This window comes from Actibacterium sp. EMB200-NS6, assembly GCF_001305615.1.
Classification (GTDB): Bacteria; Pseudomonadota; Alphaproteobacteria; order Rhodobacterales; family Rhodobacteraceae; genus Actibacterium_A; species Actibacterium_A naphthalenivorans.
In genome coordinates this window covers 3286835-3299824 of sequence record NZ_CP010869.1, presented here as the reverse complement: position 1 = coordinate 3299824, position 12990 = coordinate 3286835, and the positions used below count along the sequence as shown (strand labels likewise).

Below are 12990 nucleotides of genomic sequence, written 5' to 3'. Positions count from 1 at the left end.
AGAACCAGGCGCCGGGGCGGCTTGCTCCGCGCCAATTTCCGTCTGAACGCGGCGGCCTGGTGCCACCATCCCGTTTTGGCGTTTCAAACCGCCTCTTGCCGTTTTATGCTTCCCTTCGCAGGCACAACAAAGAATGAACGGGCATGGCCTCTTCCAGACCCAAGCCGAAACCGGCGCACCGCGAATTGCACAGCACGATGATTGCATCGCAGCTCGAGAACGAGATCGTTTCCGGGCGTCTGAAGGCGGGCTCCAAGCTTGACGAACAATCGCTGACGCAGCGTTTCGGCGTGTCGCGCACCCCGATCCGCGAGGCGCTGCATGTGCTGGTGGCGCGGTCTCTGGCCGAGCGGGTGCCCTATCGCGGGGTGCTGGTTGTCGACATCACTCGCGACCGGATCGAACAGATGTTCGAGGCGATGGGCGAGATCGAGGCGCTGTGCGGCCGGTTCGCCGCCGAGCGCATGACCATCGGCGAGCGGGGAGAGCTGGAAGAGCTGCACCGGCGCATGAACACGATGGCCGCCGATGGTGACAGCGAAGCCTACGAGGCGGCGAATACGGAATTTCACGGCCGGATTTTCGCCAGCACCCATAACGAGGATCTGATCGAGCTGGCCAATAACCTGCGTCTCAAGCTGGCGCCGTTCCGCCGGTCGCAATTGCGACAGGCAGAGCGCATGGCGCGCTCGTCGGAAGAGCACGAGGCGGTTGTGTCCGCCCTGCTGGACCGGGATCCCAAGCGCGCGGAAAAAGCCCTGCGGCGGCATCTGGTCAGCGCCGCGCGCGAGGTTCTGGCGCGGATGCCCTAGCCCAGCGAGGACATCAGCATGCGGATCGCGGTGATGCCCAGAAACACCGCGAACGCGCGTTTGATCCAGATTGTATCCACCCTGTGCGCCAGGGCGGCGCCGACGGGGGCGAAGCCCACAGTGAAGGGCAGGATGATGGCGGCGGCCAGCAGGTTGACATATCCCAGCGAAAACGGCGGCCGGCCCGGCACGCCCAGCCCCGAAATCACGAACCCGACGACCGCGGGCACCGCGATCATGAACCCAAATGCCGACGCCGTGCCGACCGCGCGGCGGATATCGACCGAGAACCCGGTCAGAAGCGGTACCGAAAGCGTTCCGCCGCCGATCCCCATCAGCGCCGAAATCAGCCCCGCGACATAGGAAATGGCGCCATTGATCAGCCGGCTTTCGGGCAGGGCCTTGCCGATCACCAGTGTTTTCGGCGTCGCCATGTTGATCGACACCAGCAGGGCGATGCCACCGAAGACCAGCTTCAGCCCGCCCGCCTCGATGTATTTCGCGGCCAGCCCGCCACTCAGCGCGCCCAGAATGATCCCCGGCGCCCAGAGTTTCAAAAGCGACACGTCGACCGCGCCGCGCCTGTGGTGCGCGCGCGCCGATGAGATCGAGGTGAAGATGATCGTGGCCAGCGATGTTGCCACCGCCATGTGCATCGCGATCTCAGGCGGGAAATCGGTAAGCGACAGCAGCCAGAACAGCACCGGCACCAGAACGATTCCGCCACCCACACCCAGCAGGCCGGCCATGATCCCCGCCAGAACGGAGGCGGCCATGAGCCCGGCGAGGATCAGGATGATTTGCATGGTCGGAAGGTCTGTCATGGGATCAGTAACTCACTGCGGCGCCATCGGCGCGGGGATCGGAGGCGGCCTCGATCAGGCCGTCGGGGTGATGCACGACCGCGCCGGCATGGCCGGCAAGATCGGAGAATTCGGGCAGCATTTCCACCTGATGCCCGGCGGCGCGCAGTTGCGCGACCAGCGCGGGCGCGAACCGGCTTTCCAGCTTCAGCGAGGTGGAGTCGTCGCCCCAGGTCTTGCCCAGCAGCCAGCGCGGCGCGGTCACGGCCTGTTGCAGGTCCATGCCGAACTGGGCGTAGCGGGTGAAGACGGCCGATTGCGTCTGCGGCTGGCCTTCGCCGCCCATCGTGCCATAGGCCATCACCCGCCCGTCGGGCAGCTGCGCCAGCGCCGGGTTCAGCGTGTGGAAAGGCCGTTTGCCGGGGGCAAGCTGGTTCGGCCCCGGCGCCAGCGAAAAACCCGCGCCGCGGTTCTGGAAGAACACGCCGGTGTCGGGGCAGGTCAGGCCGGACCCGAACTCCCAGAACACGCTCTGGATAAAGCTGACGACGGTGCCGTCACGGTCGGCGGCGCCCATCCAGATCGTGTCGCCAGCCTTGGGCTCGTGTGGCCAGGGCAGGGCGGCCCGAGGGTCGATCCGCGCGGCCATCTCGTCCAGCCGGCTGTCTTTCAACCAGGCGGTGGCGGGTTCTTCCATGCTCAGCGGATCGCCAAGCCCCGCGTTGCGCAGCATGAACGCCTGCTTGGTGGCCTCGACCAGCCCGTGGATATGGTCGAACCCTTCGCCATGCGCGACGCCCAGCCGGTCGAACAGCCCCAGGATCATCAGCGAGGCCACGCCCTGCGTCGGCGGGATCATGTTGAACAGCGTGCCCTGCGAGGTTTTCAGGTTCAGGGGGGTGACGATATCCGCGCCGTAGCGCGCGAAGTCACCGGCGCGAAGAGGGCTTCCATGCTCACACAGCCAGGCGTCATGAGTGGTGGCAATGTCGCCTGCATAGAAGCTCTGGAGACCCTCTTCGGCCAGCTGCCCCAGCGTCGCGGAAAGCCCCGGCTGACGCAGCCGGGCACCGGGGCGGGGGGGCTTGCCCCCCGGCAGGAATGTTTCGGCAAAGCCGGGCACATCCCGAAGCCCGTCCAGTTTGTCAGCGGTGCAGGTCGCCTGATTGCCGGTCACGGCGATGCCGTCGCCGGCATAGGCGATGGCCGCCGACAGCAGATCGCGCAGCGGAAGGCGGCGCTTTGTCGGCACGAGCGAAAGCGCGCGTTCCCAGCCGCCGATGGTGCCGGGCACGGTCAGCGCCGCCTGCCCGCCGCGTGTGGGGATGGCCTGTGTATGGCCGCGCTTGGCATACCACTGCGGTGTCGCCAGCGCGGCGGCCTGTCCGCAGGCAGAAATGCCGACGGGGGCCTGACCGGGGCGGTGGATGATCCAGAAGCCATCACCGCCGATCCCGTTCATATGCGGATAGGTCACCGCGATCGTGGCGGCGGCGGCGACCATCGCCTCGATCGCGCTGCCGCCGGCCTCCAGTATGTCGCGGCCCGCGAAGGCGGCGGCGCGGTGAGGGGCCGAGATGGCGCCGTTAAATCCAAGTGCGGAATGAAGCATGTGTCACCAGCCGATCGCGCCGGGCAGCCAGGTGGCCAGGCCGGGGAAGGAAAAGACCAGCGCCAACCCGACCAGTTGCAGCCCGATAAAGGGAATGACGCCGCGATAGATGTCGCCCGTCCTGACGCTGGGCGGCGCGACCCCCTTGAGGAAGAACAGCGCCCAGCCAAAGGGGGGCGTCAGGAACGATGTTTGCAGGTTCACCGCCACAAGGATCGCGATCCAGGCCATATCCACGCCCGATTGCATGAAGATCGGCAGGAACAGCGGCAGCGCGATATAGGAGATCTCGATCCACTCCAGGAAGAAGCCCAGTACGAACAGCAGCAGCATCAGAAAGAAGATCTGCCCGTTCAGCCCGCCGGGCACCACGGCAAAGGCATCCTGCACCAGACGCTCGCCGCCCAGGCCGCGGAAGGCCAGGCCGAAGGGCTGGGCGAAGATCAGGATCAGGAACACCATGGCGCTGGTGATAAACGCGCCCCGCACCGCGTCGCGCAGCACCGGATAGCTCAGCCGCCCCGCCAGCAGCGCCAGAACGATGCTGCCTAACGCACCCATCGAGGCGGCTTCGGTCGGGGCGGCGACGCCGCCGATGATCGAGCCGAGCACCAGCACGATCAGCGCGATCGGGGGCAGCACCACCTTGACCAGTTTCACCGCCAGATCGCGCCCGGTATAAAGCGCGCGTTCCTCGGCCGGGATGGCGGGCACGGCATCGGGGCGGATGACGCCCAGCAGCAGCACATAGGCCACGAACAGCCCCGCCAGCAGCAGGCCGGGAAACAGCGCCGCGGCAAACAGCGTGCCCACGGATTCGCCCATGATGTCGGCCAGCAGGATCAGCACCAGGCTGGGCGGGATGATCTGGCCCAGTGTGCCCGACGCGCAGATCACGCCGCAGGCCACGCCCGCGTCATAGCCACGGTTGATGATCGGCCCCAGCGCGATCAGCCCCACGGTGACCACCGTCGCCCCGACAACGCCCGAAGCCGCGCCCATCAGCACGCCCACAAGGATGATGGCCAGCGCCATGCCGCCCCGCAGGCCGCCCATGGCAAGGCCGATCACCTCCAGCAAATCTTCTGCGATCCTGGATTTTTCCAGCATGATGCCCATGAAGATGAACAGGGGCAGGGCGAGCAGCGTGTAATTCGTAATCACACCGAAGATGCGGGCGGGCAGCAGCGAGAACAGCATCGGCCCGAAGCCGACGTAGCCGAAGACAAGCCCCGTTACGCCCAGGCAGACGGCTACGGGGATGCCGGCAAGCAGAAAGATGAAGAAGGCCCCGATCATGCACAGGGCAAGGATTTCCGTGAAAGGCATCAAGTGTTCGCTTTAACTGGAGGACGTTCCGGGGCGGGGGCGGAGCAGCGCCAGAAGGCTTTCGCCCGTCATGGCCACGGCCTGAATGGCGAGCACGGCAAAGGCCACCGGCATCGCGGCCTTCAGCACATAGCGATGGCCCAGCCCGCCGGGATCGGGGGAGCCTTCGTTGATGGAATAGCTGCTTTGAACATAGGCGATGCAAAGCCAGGTGATGATCAGCGCCACGGCGCACATCAGCAGGGCGGAGATCAGGTTGATCAGCGCCTGCAACCGGGCGGGCATCCTGGCATAAAGGATATCAACCCGCACCTCGGCCCCCTGGTTCAGGCCGTAGGACATGCCGAACAGCGCGCCGACCGCCATCAGGTGCCATTCGGCTTCTTGCAGGGCGACGGTGCCGTATGAGAACAGATAGCGTGACAGCACGTTGAACGCGACCAGCAGCACAAGGGCCAGACCGCTCCACGCCGCGATCCGGCCGATGTGGCGAACGATGCCCGAGGCACCGTTCGCGATTTTTTCGATCACAGGGATCATTCGGATCAGCCCGGCAGGTTGTGATAGGGTTTTTCGGAAATCGCAGCCCAGCTTTGGTGCTCGGCCTTGAAGGCCATGAAGGCATCGTGAACCTTCTTGGTCGCGGGATCGGCGGCGGCGCCTTCGGCAAGCACCTTGTCGGTTACGGTTTTCAGCTCGGCCACAACCTCGTCGGGCAGGACATTGGCGATGACGCCGCTGTTTTCCACCAGATCCTTCAGCGCGGCGGCGTTGTTGGCCTCGCACCAGGTGTGGCTTTCAAGGTTGCACGCCATGGCGGCGGTCTGAACGATGGCCTGCAGATCGGCGGGCAGGCTGTCCCATTTGGCCTGGTTGATCAGCAGCTCGGTCACGTTCGAAGGCTCGTGCCAGCCGGTGGTGTAGTAGTATTTGGCGGCATTCTGCAGGCCCAGCCGGCGGTCCTGATAGGGGCCGACGAATTCCGCCGCGTCGATCACACCACGCTCCAGCGCGGGGAAGATCTCGCCGCCCGGCAGCAGTTTCACGTCGACGCCAAGCGCGGCGTAAACCTTGCCGGCCAGGCCGGGGATGCGCATCTTCAGGTCCTTGAAATCGGCCACGCTTTCGATCGGCTTGCGGAACCAGCCGGTCATCTGCACGCCGGTGTTGCCCATCGGCAGCGCCTTGAGGCCCAGCGGGGCATAAAGTTCGTCCCACAGCTCCATGCCGCCGGCGTGATAGAGCCACGCGTTCATGCCCTGAAAGTTCAGCCCGAAGGGCACGGTGGTGAAATACTGCGCAGCGGGCAGTTTGCCGGCCCAGAAATAGGCGTTGGCGGCGTTCATCTCGACCGCGCCCGAGCGCACGGCGTCAAAGCCCTCCAGCGCCGGGATCAGCTCGCCCGCGGCGAAATGCTGAATGTTGATGCGGCCGTCCGACATGGCGGTGACCTTCTTGCAGAAGTCGGTCGGGCTGCCCGGGCCTTCGACATAGAAGGGAGAGCCGGGGCCATAGGCGTTGGTCATCTTCCAGTTGAAGGTGGTTTGCGCCTTGGCGATCGACGGGGCGGCCAGCGGCGCCGCCGCTGCTGTTGCCCCCACGGCGAGAAATTTACGTCTGTCCATCGGTTTTCCTTTTCTGACGGTAAGAGTTCGACTTCTCTCACCGACGAACAGAAACAGCTCAAACAAGCCAATCCTTCATGGGATGTGGCAGGGCTTAGTAATCAAATTGTATACAAATAAGCAATAAGAAGATATAAAGAATACAAAATAGGCGAAATGAATGCGCATTTCTCCGCTATCAGCGGCGTAGCCAGCGGGAGATTCTGTGCGCGGGATCTGTGGGGCTGAACCTTTTTATCTTTCGTTCACTTCTGCTTGCCGAAGTGTTCGTAGAATTGTGCGTATTCGCCTGCAATTCATGACTATCGAGCGATCTGCGCAGTTTTCCCGGAAAATGAGAGAATCAGATGCACGACCCAATATCATTTTGGTTCGCCTTGTTTTTGATCGATGCCGGGGGAAATGCGCCAAATATGACGCCGCCGCAGGCTTGCCGGGGCTAGGCGTGACGGATCATCGGCAAAGGTCTTGACGCGGTTCGGCGGCAAACAGGAGGGTCTGGCGGTATTCACGGTCAAACCGGCCTGCGCTCCCGGCACATGTCGCCCCCGAAAGACGGAAAAACAGCGTGGTTTCGAAAGCAAGCAAAGCCAAAGCCCCGAACCCGCGCATCACGGCGGGGCTGAAGGATCTGTTCCGCCGCCCGCGTGCCCTGCTTGCCGCGGGCGTTCTTCTGATGATGGTTTTCGCAGCCGTCGCGGCGCCGCTTATCATGCCATATGATCCCAACGCGCAGATGTTCGAGGGGCTGAGCCTGGAGGGCGCGCCCCTGCCGCCCTCGGCGCAATTCTGGCTGGGCACCGACCTTCTGGGCCGCGATCTGTTTTCCCGCCTCGTTCTGGGCACCCGGACCTCGCTGATCATCGGCGTCGTTGCCAACGGAATCGCGGTTTTCGTGGGCGCCGCCGTCGGGATCACGGCGGGATATTTCGGCGGCTGGATCGGCGGTATCCTGATGCGCTTCACCGATCTGATGATGGCGTTTCCCGCATTGCTTCTGGCGATCGTGCTGGCCGCGATCTTCAAGCCTTCGCTGCTGATCGTGGCGCTGGTGATCGCGATGGTGAACTGGGTTCAGATGGCGCGGGTCATCTATACAGAAACCCGCGCGCTGGCGCAGCGCGAGTTCATAGAGGTGCAGCGCGCCATGGGGTCGGGCCCGCTGCGCATCATCGGGCGGCATATCCTGCCGCATCTGGTCTATTCCATCATCGTCTTCGGCACGCTGGGCATTTCCACGACCGTGCTGCTTGAGGCGACGCTCAGCTATCTGGGTGTCGGCGTTCAGCCCCCGACGCCGTCCTGGGGCAACATCATCTTCGAGAACCAGACCTATTTCGCCACGGCGCCGTGGCTGGTGTTCCTGCCGGGCCTGGCGATCCTGTTGCTGGCGCTGTCGTTCAACCTGCTGGGGGATGCGTTGCGCGACACGCTCGATCCCCGGCTGAAAGGGCGGCACTGATGTGGGGATACCTCTTTCGCCGGCTGATGCAGTCGCTGCTGATCCTGCTGGGGATCAGCCTCGTGACCTTCGTGCTGCTTTACCTCGTTCCGGCGGACCCCGCGCGCCAGATCGCGGGGCGCAGCGCCACCGCCGAAACGGTGGCCAATATCCGCGCGCAGCTTGGCCTCGATCAGCCGTTCTATGTGCAATACGGCCGCTATCTGGGCAACCTGCTGCAGGGCGACCTGGGGCGCTCCTACCTGCAGCGGACCGAGGTTTCGACCCTGATCTGGGCCCGGATGCCGGCGACGCTGCTGCTGATGCTGGGGGCCATCGTGGCCGAGCTGGTGATGGGGCTGACCATCGGCGCGGTCGCCGCGTTGAAGCGCAATACACCGATCGACCAGTCGCTGATGGTGTTTTCCTTCGTCACCATTTCGGCCCCGCAATTCGTGGTCGGCATCCTGCTGCTTTACGTGTTTGCGGTGCGGCTGGGCTGGTTTCCGATCGGCGGTTACGGCACCTTCGCGCATCTGGTTCTGCCGGCCCTGACCATCGGGTTGCTTGGCACGGGCTGGTACAGCCGCATGATGCGGTCGTCGATGATCGACGTGCTGGCGCATGATTACGTGCGCACCGCCCGCGCCAAGGGGCTGGGCAAGCTGCGCATCGTGACGCGGCATGTGGTTCCCAATGCCATTCTTCCCATCATAGCGATGATCGGTATCGACATCGGGATGTTCATGTCCGGCATTGTCGTCGTCGAAAGCGTGTTCGGCTGGCCGGGGATCGGCCAGCTGGCCTGGCAGGCGATTCAGCGCGTGGACATCCCGATCATCATGGGAGTGACGCTGATTTCGGCCTGCTTCATCGTACTCGGAAACCTGCTGGCGGATATTATCGCGCCGCTGGTCGATCCCCGGATCAAGCTCAAATAACCAACAACAGGAGAGAACGTTCATGAGATACAAGATGCTGACCAGCCTCGTTGCGCTGAGTACCGCGCTCGGGGCCGCCGCGCAGGCGCAGGATTTCATCGATGCCAAGCAGGGCGGGTCGATGATCGTCACCTACAAGGATGACGTCTCCACCCTCGACCCGGCGATCGGTTATGACTGGCAGAACTGGTCGATGATCAAAAGCCTGTTCGACGGGCTGATGGATTACGAGCCCGGCACCACCATCCTGAAAAAGGATCTGGCCGAGGACTACACGATCTCGGACGATGGCAAGACCTTCACCTTCACCCTGCGCCAGGGCGTCACCTTCCACAACGGGCGCGAGATGACGGCCGAGGACGTGAAATATTCGCTCGACCGCGTGACCAACCCCGCGACCCAGAGCCCCGGCGCCGGCTTTTTCGGATCGATCGAAGGCTATGACGACATGGCCTCCGGCGCGGCCGACAGCCTGTCGGGCGTTACCGTGATCGACCCCTACACGGTCGAGATCAAGCTTTCGCGCCCCGACGCCACCTTCCTGCATGTGATGGCGATCAACTTCTCTTCGATCGTGCCCAAGGAAGAGGCCGAGAAATACGGCCCCGATTTCGGCAAGAACCCGGTTGGCACCGGCGCCTTCAAGCTGGCCGAATGGACGCTGGGCCAAAAGCTCGTCTTCGCGCGGAACTCCGATTACTGGAATGCGGGCGTGCCGAAGCTGGACCAGATCACGTTCGAAGTGGGGCAAGAGCCTATCGTGGCACTCCTGCGGCTGCAGCAGGGCGAGGTCGATATCCCCGGCGATGGCATCCCGCCCGCGAAATTCCTCGAGGTGACGCAAGACCCGACATACAAGGATTTCGTGATCGAGGGGGGGCAACTTCACACCGGTTATATCACCATGAACGTCAAGATGCCGCCGTTTGATAACGTCAAGGTGCGGCAGGCCGTCAACATGGCGATCAACAAGGACCGTGCGGTGCGCATCATCAACGGGCGCGCCGTGCCCGCCAATCAGCCACTGCCGCCCTCGATGCCGGGCTATGCCGACGATTATGAAGGCTATGCCTTTGATCCCGAGGCCGCGAAGGCGCTGCTGGCCGAGGCGGGTTTCCCCGACGGGTTCGAGACCGAGCTGTTCGTCTACAACACCGATCCCAACCCGCGCATCGCGCAAAGCTTTCAGCAGGATCTGGCCGGCATCGGCATCAAGGCCGAAATCCGCAGCCTGGCCCAGGCCAACGTGATTGCCGCCGGCGGCGAGCCGGATCAGGCCCCGATGATCTGGTCGGGCGGCATGGCATGGATTGCCGACTTCCCCGATCCGTCCAACTTCTACGGCCCCATCCTGGGCTGTGACGGTGCGGTGCAGGGCGGCTGGAACTGGTCGTGGTACTGCAACCCCGATCTGGATGCCAAGGCTGTCGAGGCCGACGCGATGACCGACCCGGCCATGGCAACGGAGCGCGAGGCGAAGTGGCGCGAGATCTATCTGGCGATCATGGAAGATGCGCCCTGGGTGCCGGTGTTCAATGAACAGCGCTTCACCATGCGCTCGGCCAGGCTGGGCGGCCCGGACGAGATCTTCGTCGATCCGGTCCACGTTCCCGTCAACTACGACTATGTGTATTCGACCGATGTGCAATAACTGCGATTACACCATTCACGGTCGTCATCATCACTTCGGGTGGGATCGTTCGATCCCGCCCGTCGCGACCGTCGCCCCGGGATCGAACCTGCATTTCGAATGTCTGGACAGCTCGGGCGGGCAACTGACCAAGGACAGCACCGTGGCCGATATCGGCGCGCTGTCCTTTGACAAGATCAACCCGGTGACCGGCCCGATCCATGTGGACGGGGCAGAGCCGGGCGACATCCTGAAAGTGCAGATCGACGGGTTCGAACCGTCGGGCTTTGGCTGGACGGCGAACATCCCCGGCTTCGGCCTTCTGGCCGATCAGTTCGAAGACCCGGCGCTGAACATCTGGTCTTACGATGCGGATACGATGGCGCCGGCGCTCTACTGCGATATCGCGAAGGTGCCGCTGAAGCCCTTCGCGGGCACCATCGGGGTGGCACCGGCGGAACCCGGGCTGCATTCGGTCGTCCCGCCGCGCCGGGTGGGCGGCAATCTCGATATCCGCGATCTGGCCGCGGGCACCACGCTCTACCTGCCGGTCGAGGTGGCGGGGGCGTTGTTCTCCGTCGGCGACACCCACGCCGCGCAAGGCGACGGCGAGGTCTGTGGTACGGCGATTGAATCGCCGATGAACGTGACCCTCACGCTTGATCTGATCAAGCAGACGCCGCTGAAATTCCCGCGCTTCACCACGCCGGGGCCGGTGACGCGTCATCTGGATGCCAAGGGATACGAGGTGACGACGGGCATCGGAACCGACCTGATGACCGGCGCGCGCGACGCGCTGTCGGCCATGGTCGATCTGCTGTGCCGGGACTACGGGTTGAGCGCGGTCAACGCCTATATGCTGTGCTCGGTCTGTGGCGATCTGCGGATATCCGAGATCGTGGACATGCCCAACTGGGTCGTCTCGTTCTATCTGCCGCGTATCGTTTTCGAATGACGGGGCAGGGGGCCATCTCCGGGCGCGGCGCAGATCCGCGCCCGGTTCTCAGCGTTGCCGGGCTGACCATTCAGGTGGCCACGCCCACCGGCGCGCAAAGCGTGGTCGAGGATCTGAGCTTTGACCTGATGCGTGGCGAAACCCTGTGTCTGGCGGGCGAAAGCGGTTCGGGCAAGTCGATGACCGCGCTGGCGATCATGGGGCTGTTGCCGCAGCCGATGGCGCGGGTCGCGGGCGGCTCGATCCGGCTGGCGGATGGCACCGAACTCGCCGGCCTTTCCGAAGCCGCGTTCCGCAAGGTCCGCGCCAAACGGATTTCGATGATCTTTCAGGAGCCGATGACTTCGCTCAACCCGGTGATGACCATCGGGCGGCAACTGACCGAGGTGCTGCTGGAGCATGGCGAATGCACCGCGTCCGAGGCGCCGGGCCGCGCGCTGGCGCTGTTGCGCGATGTGCGCATCACCGATGCGGAGCGACGGCTGAAGCAGTATCCGCATGAGCTGTCGGGCGGGATGCGGCAGCGGGTGATGATCGCCATGGCGCTGGCCTGCAACCCAGAGATCCTCATCGCCGACGAGCCGACCACGGCGCTGGATGTGACCGTTCAGGCCGAGGTGCTGGATCTGATCCGCGCCTTGCAGCGCGAGCATGGCACAACCGTCCTGATGATCACCCATGACATGGGCGTTGTCGCGGAAATGGCGGACCGCGTCATCGTGATGCGTGACGGCCGGCAGGTGGAATCCGCCGAGGTCGGCCCGCTTTTCGCGGCGCCCGACACAGATTACGCGCGCCGTTTGCTGGCGGCTGTTCCGCGCCTTGGCCAGGCGCCGCCCCGCCCGGTGCCCGACCGGACGCAGGCGGTTGTCGTCGCCGACGATCTGTCGGTGCGCTTCGACCTGCGCGGCGGGATTGTGAACCGCGTTCAGGCGCGGGTGCATGCCGTCGAAGGTGTCAGCTTTCGGATCGCGCCGGGAGAGACCCTTGCACTGGTGGGGGAATCCGGCTGCGGCAAGTCCACGATCGGCAAGGCCCTGCTCGGGCTGGTAGACTGGACCGGCAGTATCCGTGTCGCGGGCCAGCAGATGCGGGGGCTGTCGCCCGCCGGACTCAAGCCCGTGCGCCGCAACATCCAGATGGTGTTCCAGGATCCCGGCGCCTCGCTCGATGCGCGGATGACAGTGGGGCAGCAGGTGGCAGAGCCGCTGGTGGTGCACGGTCTGGCGTCCGGCTCTGAACTGACCGACCGCGTGGCCGCGTTGTTCGGACGCGTCGGCCTGACGCCCGATCACATGGCCCGCTTCCCGCATGAATTCTCTGGCGGGCAGCGGCAGCGTATCTGCATCGCCCGCGCCCTGGCGCTGCGCCCGAAGGTAATCGTCGCCGACGAGGCCGTGTCGGCGCTGGATGTGTCGGTGCAGGCGCAGGTTCTGGATCTGATGCGCGAGCTGCAGCAGGACGAGGGGCTGGCCTATCTCTTCATCAGCCATGACATGGCGGTGGTCGAGCAGGTGGCCGACCGTGTGTCGGTGATGAACCTCGGCCAGATCATAGAGACCGGCAGCCGCGAACAGGTTCTGGGCAATCCGCAACACGCCTTCACCCGCCGCCTGCTGGCGGCTGTTCCGGTGCCGGATCCGACCTATCACCGCCCCCCGGTTCCGCCCCGCGGGGCTGCCCCGGTTTCGCCGGTGTGGCCGATCGGGCAGGAACCGCGGCGGGTTCATCTGGCCGATATCGGCGGCGGGCATCGGGTTGCCGAAGACGATCCGCAGCTTGAGCTGGCGCACCGGGGTTACGCAAGTTGATCTGTTGCCGCGGCGTGGGTTCAAATGAGAG

General features: G+C 64.5%; 11 protein-coding genes. 6 read left to right on the top strand and 5 right to left on the bottom strand.

Translation table 11 applies throughout. The features are described from left to right. Nucleotides 1-143 precede the first annotated feature (143 nt). On the top strand, nucleotides 144-812 hold the full coding sequence (locus TQ29_RS15990; protein WP_054539980.1) for a GntR family transcriptional regulator: 669 nt from the start codon (nucleotides 144-146) through the stop codon (nucleotides 810-812). On the opposite strand, the gene TQ29_RS15985 is transcribed toward TQ29_RS15990, so the two are convergent. The 5 genes from TQ29_RS15985 to TQ29_RS15965 are packed head-to-tail and all read right to left on the bottom strand — an operon-like array spanning nucleotide 809 to nucleotide 6181. Further along, nucleotides 809-1636: a sulfite exporter TauE/SafE family protein gene (locus TQ29_RS15985; protein WP_054539979.1), complete on the bottom strand. Its 828-nt coding sequence runs from the start codon at nucleotides 1634-1636 to the stop codon at nucleotides 809-811. The two genes, TQ29_RS15990 and TQ29_RS15985, sit on opposite strands and share 4 nt — an antisense overlap. Before the next feature lie 4 nt (nucleotides 1637-1640). Beyond that, nucleotides 1641-3227 (bottom strand): gamma-glutamyltransferase family protein, encoded by a 1587-nt coding sequence (locus tag TQ29_RS15980; protein WP_054539978.1) that lies wholly within the window; start codon nucleotides 3225-3227, stop codon nucleotides 1641-1643. Nucleotides 3228-3230: 3 nt separating this feature from the next. After that, entirely contained in the window at nucleotides 3231-4556 is a 1326-nt protein-coding gene (locus TQ29_RS15975) for a TRAP transporter large permease subunit (RefSeq protein ID WP_054539977.1), read from the bottom strand. 12 nt (nucleotides 4557-4568) lie between these two features. Then, nucleotides 4569-5096: a TRAP transporter small permease subunit gene (locus tag TQ29_RS15970; RefSeq protein WP_054539976.1), complete on the bottom strand. Its 528-nt coding sequence runs from the start codon at nucleotides 5094-5096 to the stop codon at nucleotides 4569-4571. Nucleotides 5097-5101: 5 nt separating this feature from the next. Beyond that, nucleotides 5102-6181: a TRAP transporter substrate-binding protein gene (locus TQ29_RS15965; protein ID WP_054539975.1), complete on the bottom strand. Its 1080-nt coding sequence runs from the start codon at nucleotides 6179-6181 to the stop codon at nucleotides 5102-5104. Nucleotides 6182-6749: 568 nt separating this feature from the next. Between TQ29_RS15965 and TQ29_RS15960 the strand changes: the two genes are divergently transcribed. Genes TQ29_RS15960 through TQ29_RS15940 form a run of 5 tightly spaced genes read left to right on the top strand, consistent with a single transcriptional unit; the run spans nucleotide 6750 to nucleotide 12959 of the window. After that, nucleotides 6750-7643: an ABC transporter permease gene (locus TQ29_RS15960; RefSeq protein WP_328705649.1), complete on the top strand. Its 894-nt coding sequence runs from the start codon at nucleotides 6750-6752 to the stop codon at nucleotides 7641-7643. Then, entirely contained in the window at nucleotides 7643-8563 is a 921-nt protein-coding gene (locus tag TQ29_RS15955; protein WP_054539974.1) for an ABC transporter permease, read from the top strand. Before TQ29_RS15960 ends, TQ29_RS15955 begins: the two co-directional genes overlap by 1 nt. Before the next feature lie 22 nt (nucleotides 8564-8585). Further along, nucleotides 8586-10214, top strand: coding sequence for an ABC transporter substrate-binding protein (locus TQ29_RS15950; RefSeq protein ID WP_054539973.1), 1629 nt, complete (start codon nucleotides 8586-8588; stop codon nucleotides 10212-10214). Beyond that, nucleotides 10204-11148 carry an acetamidase/formamidase family protein gene (locus TQ29_RS15945; RefSeq protein WP_054539972.1) on the top strand — a complete coding sequence of 315 codons (945 nt, stop codon included), beginning with the start codon at nucleotides 10204-10206 and terminating at the stop codon, nucleotides 11146-11148. Before TQ29_RS15950 ends, TQ29_RS15945 begins: the two co-directional genes overlap by 11 nt. Then, on the top strand, nucleotides 11145-12959 hold the full coding sequence (locus tag TQ29_RS15940; RefSeq protein WP_054539971.1) for an ABC transporter ATP-binding protein: 1815 nt from the start codon (nucleotides 11145-11147) through the stop codon (nucleotides 12957-12959). Before TQ29_RS15945 ends, TQ29_RS15940 begins: the two co-directional genes overlap by 4 nt. Nucleotides 12960-12990: the final 31 nt, after the last annotated feature.

Bases quoted from the DNA above. Each gene is read 5' to 3' on its own strand.
- TQ29_RS15955 (WP_054539974.1), top strand. From the start codon at position 7,643: ATGTGGGGATACCTCTTTCGCCGGCTGATGCAGTCGCTGCTGATCCTG.
- TQ29_RS15970 (WP_054539976.1), bottom strand. From the start codon at position 5,096: ATGATCCCTGTGATCGAAAAAATCGCGAACGGTGCCTCGGGCATCGTT.
- TQ29_RS15985 (WP_054539979.1), bottom strand. From the start codon at position 1,636: ATGACAGACCTTCCGACCATGCAAATCATCCTGATCCTCGCCGGGCTC.
- TQ29_RS15940 (WP_054539971.1), top strand. From the start codon at position 11,145: ATGACGGGGCAGGGGGCCATCTCCGGGCGCGGCGCAGATCCGCGCCCG.
- TQ29_RS15945 (WP_054539972.1), top strand. From the start codon at position 10,204: ATGTGCAATAACTGCGATTACACCATTCACGGTCGTCATCATCACTTC.
- TQ29_RS15990 (WP_054539980.1), top strand. From the start codon at position 144: ATGGCCTCTTCCAGACCCAAGCCGAAACCGGCGCACCGCGAATTGCAC.
- TQ29_RS15980 (WP_054539978.1), bottom strand. From the start codon at position 3,227: ATGCTTCATTCCGCACTTGGATTTAACGGCGCCATCTCGGCCCCTCAC.
- TQ29_RS15975 (WP_054539977.1), bottom strand. From the start codon at position 4,556: ATGCCTTTCACGGAAATCCTTGCCCTGTGCATGATCGGGGCCTTCTTC.
- TQ29_RS15965 (WP_054539975.1), bottom strand. From the start codon at position 6,181: ATGGACAGACGTAAATTTCTCGCCGTGGGGGCAACAGCAGCGGCGGCG.
- TQ29_RS15950 (WP_054539973.1), top strand. From the start codon at position 8,586: ATGAGATACAAGATGCTGACCAGCCTCGTTGCGCTGAGTACCGCGCTC.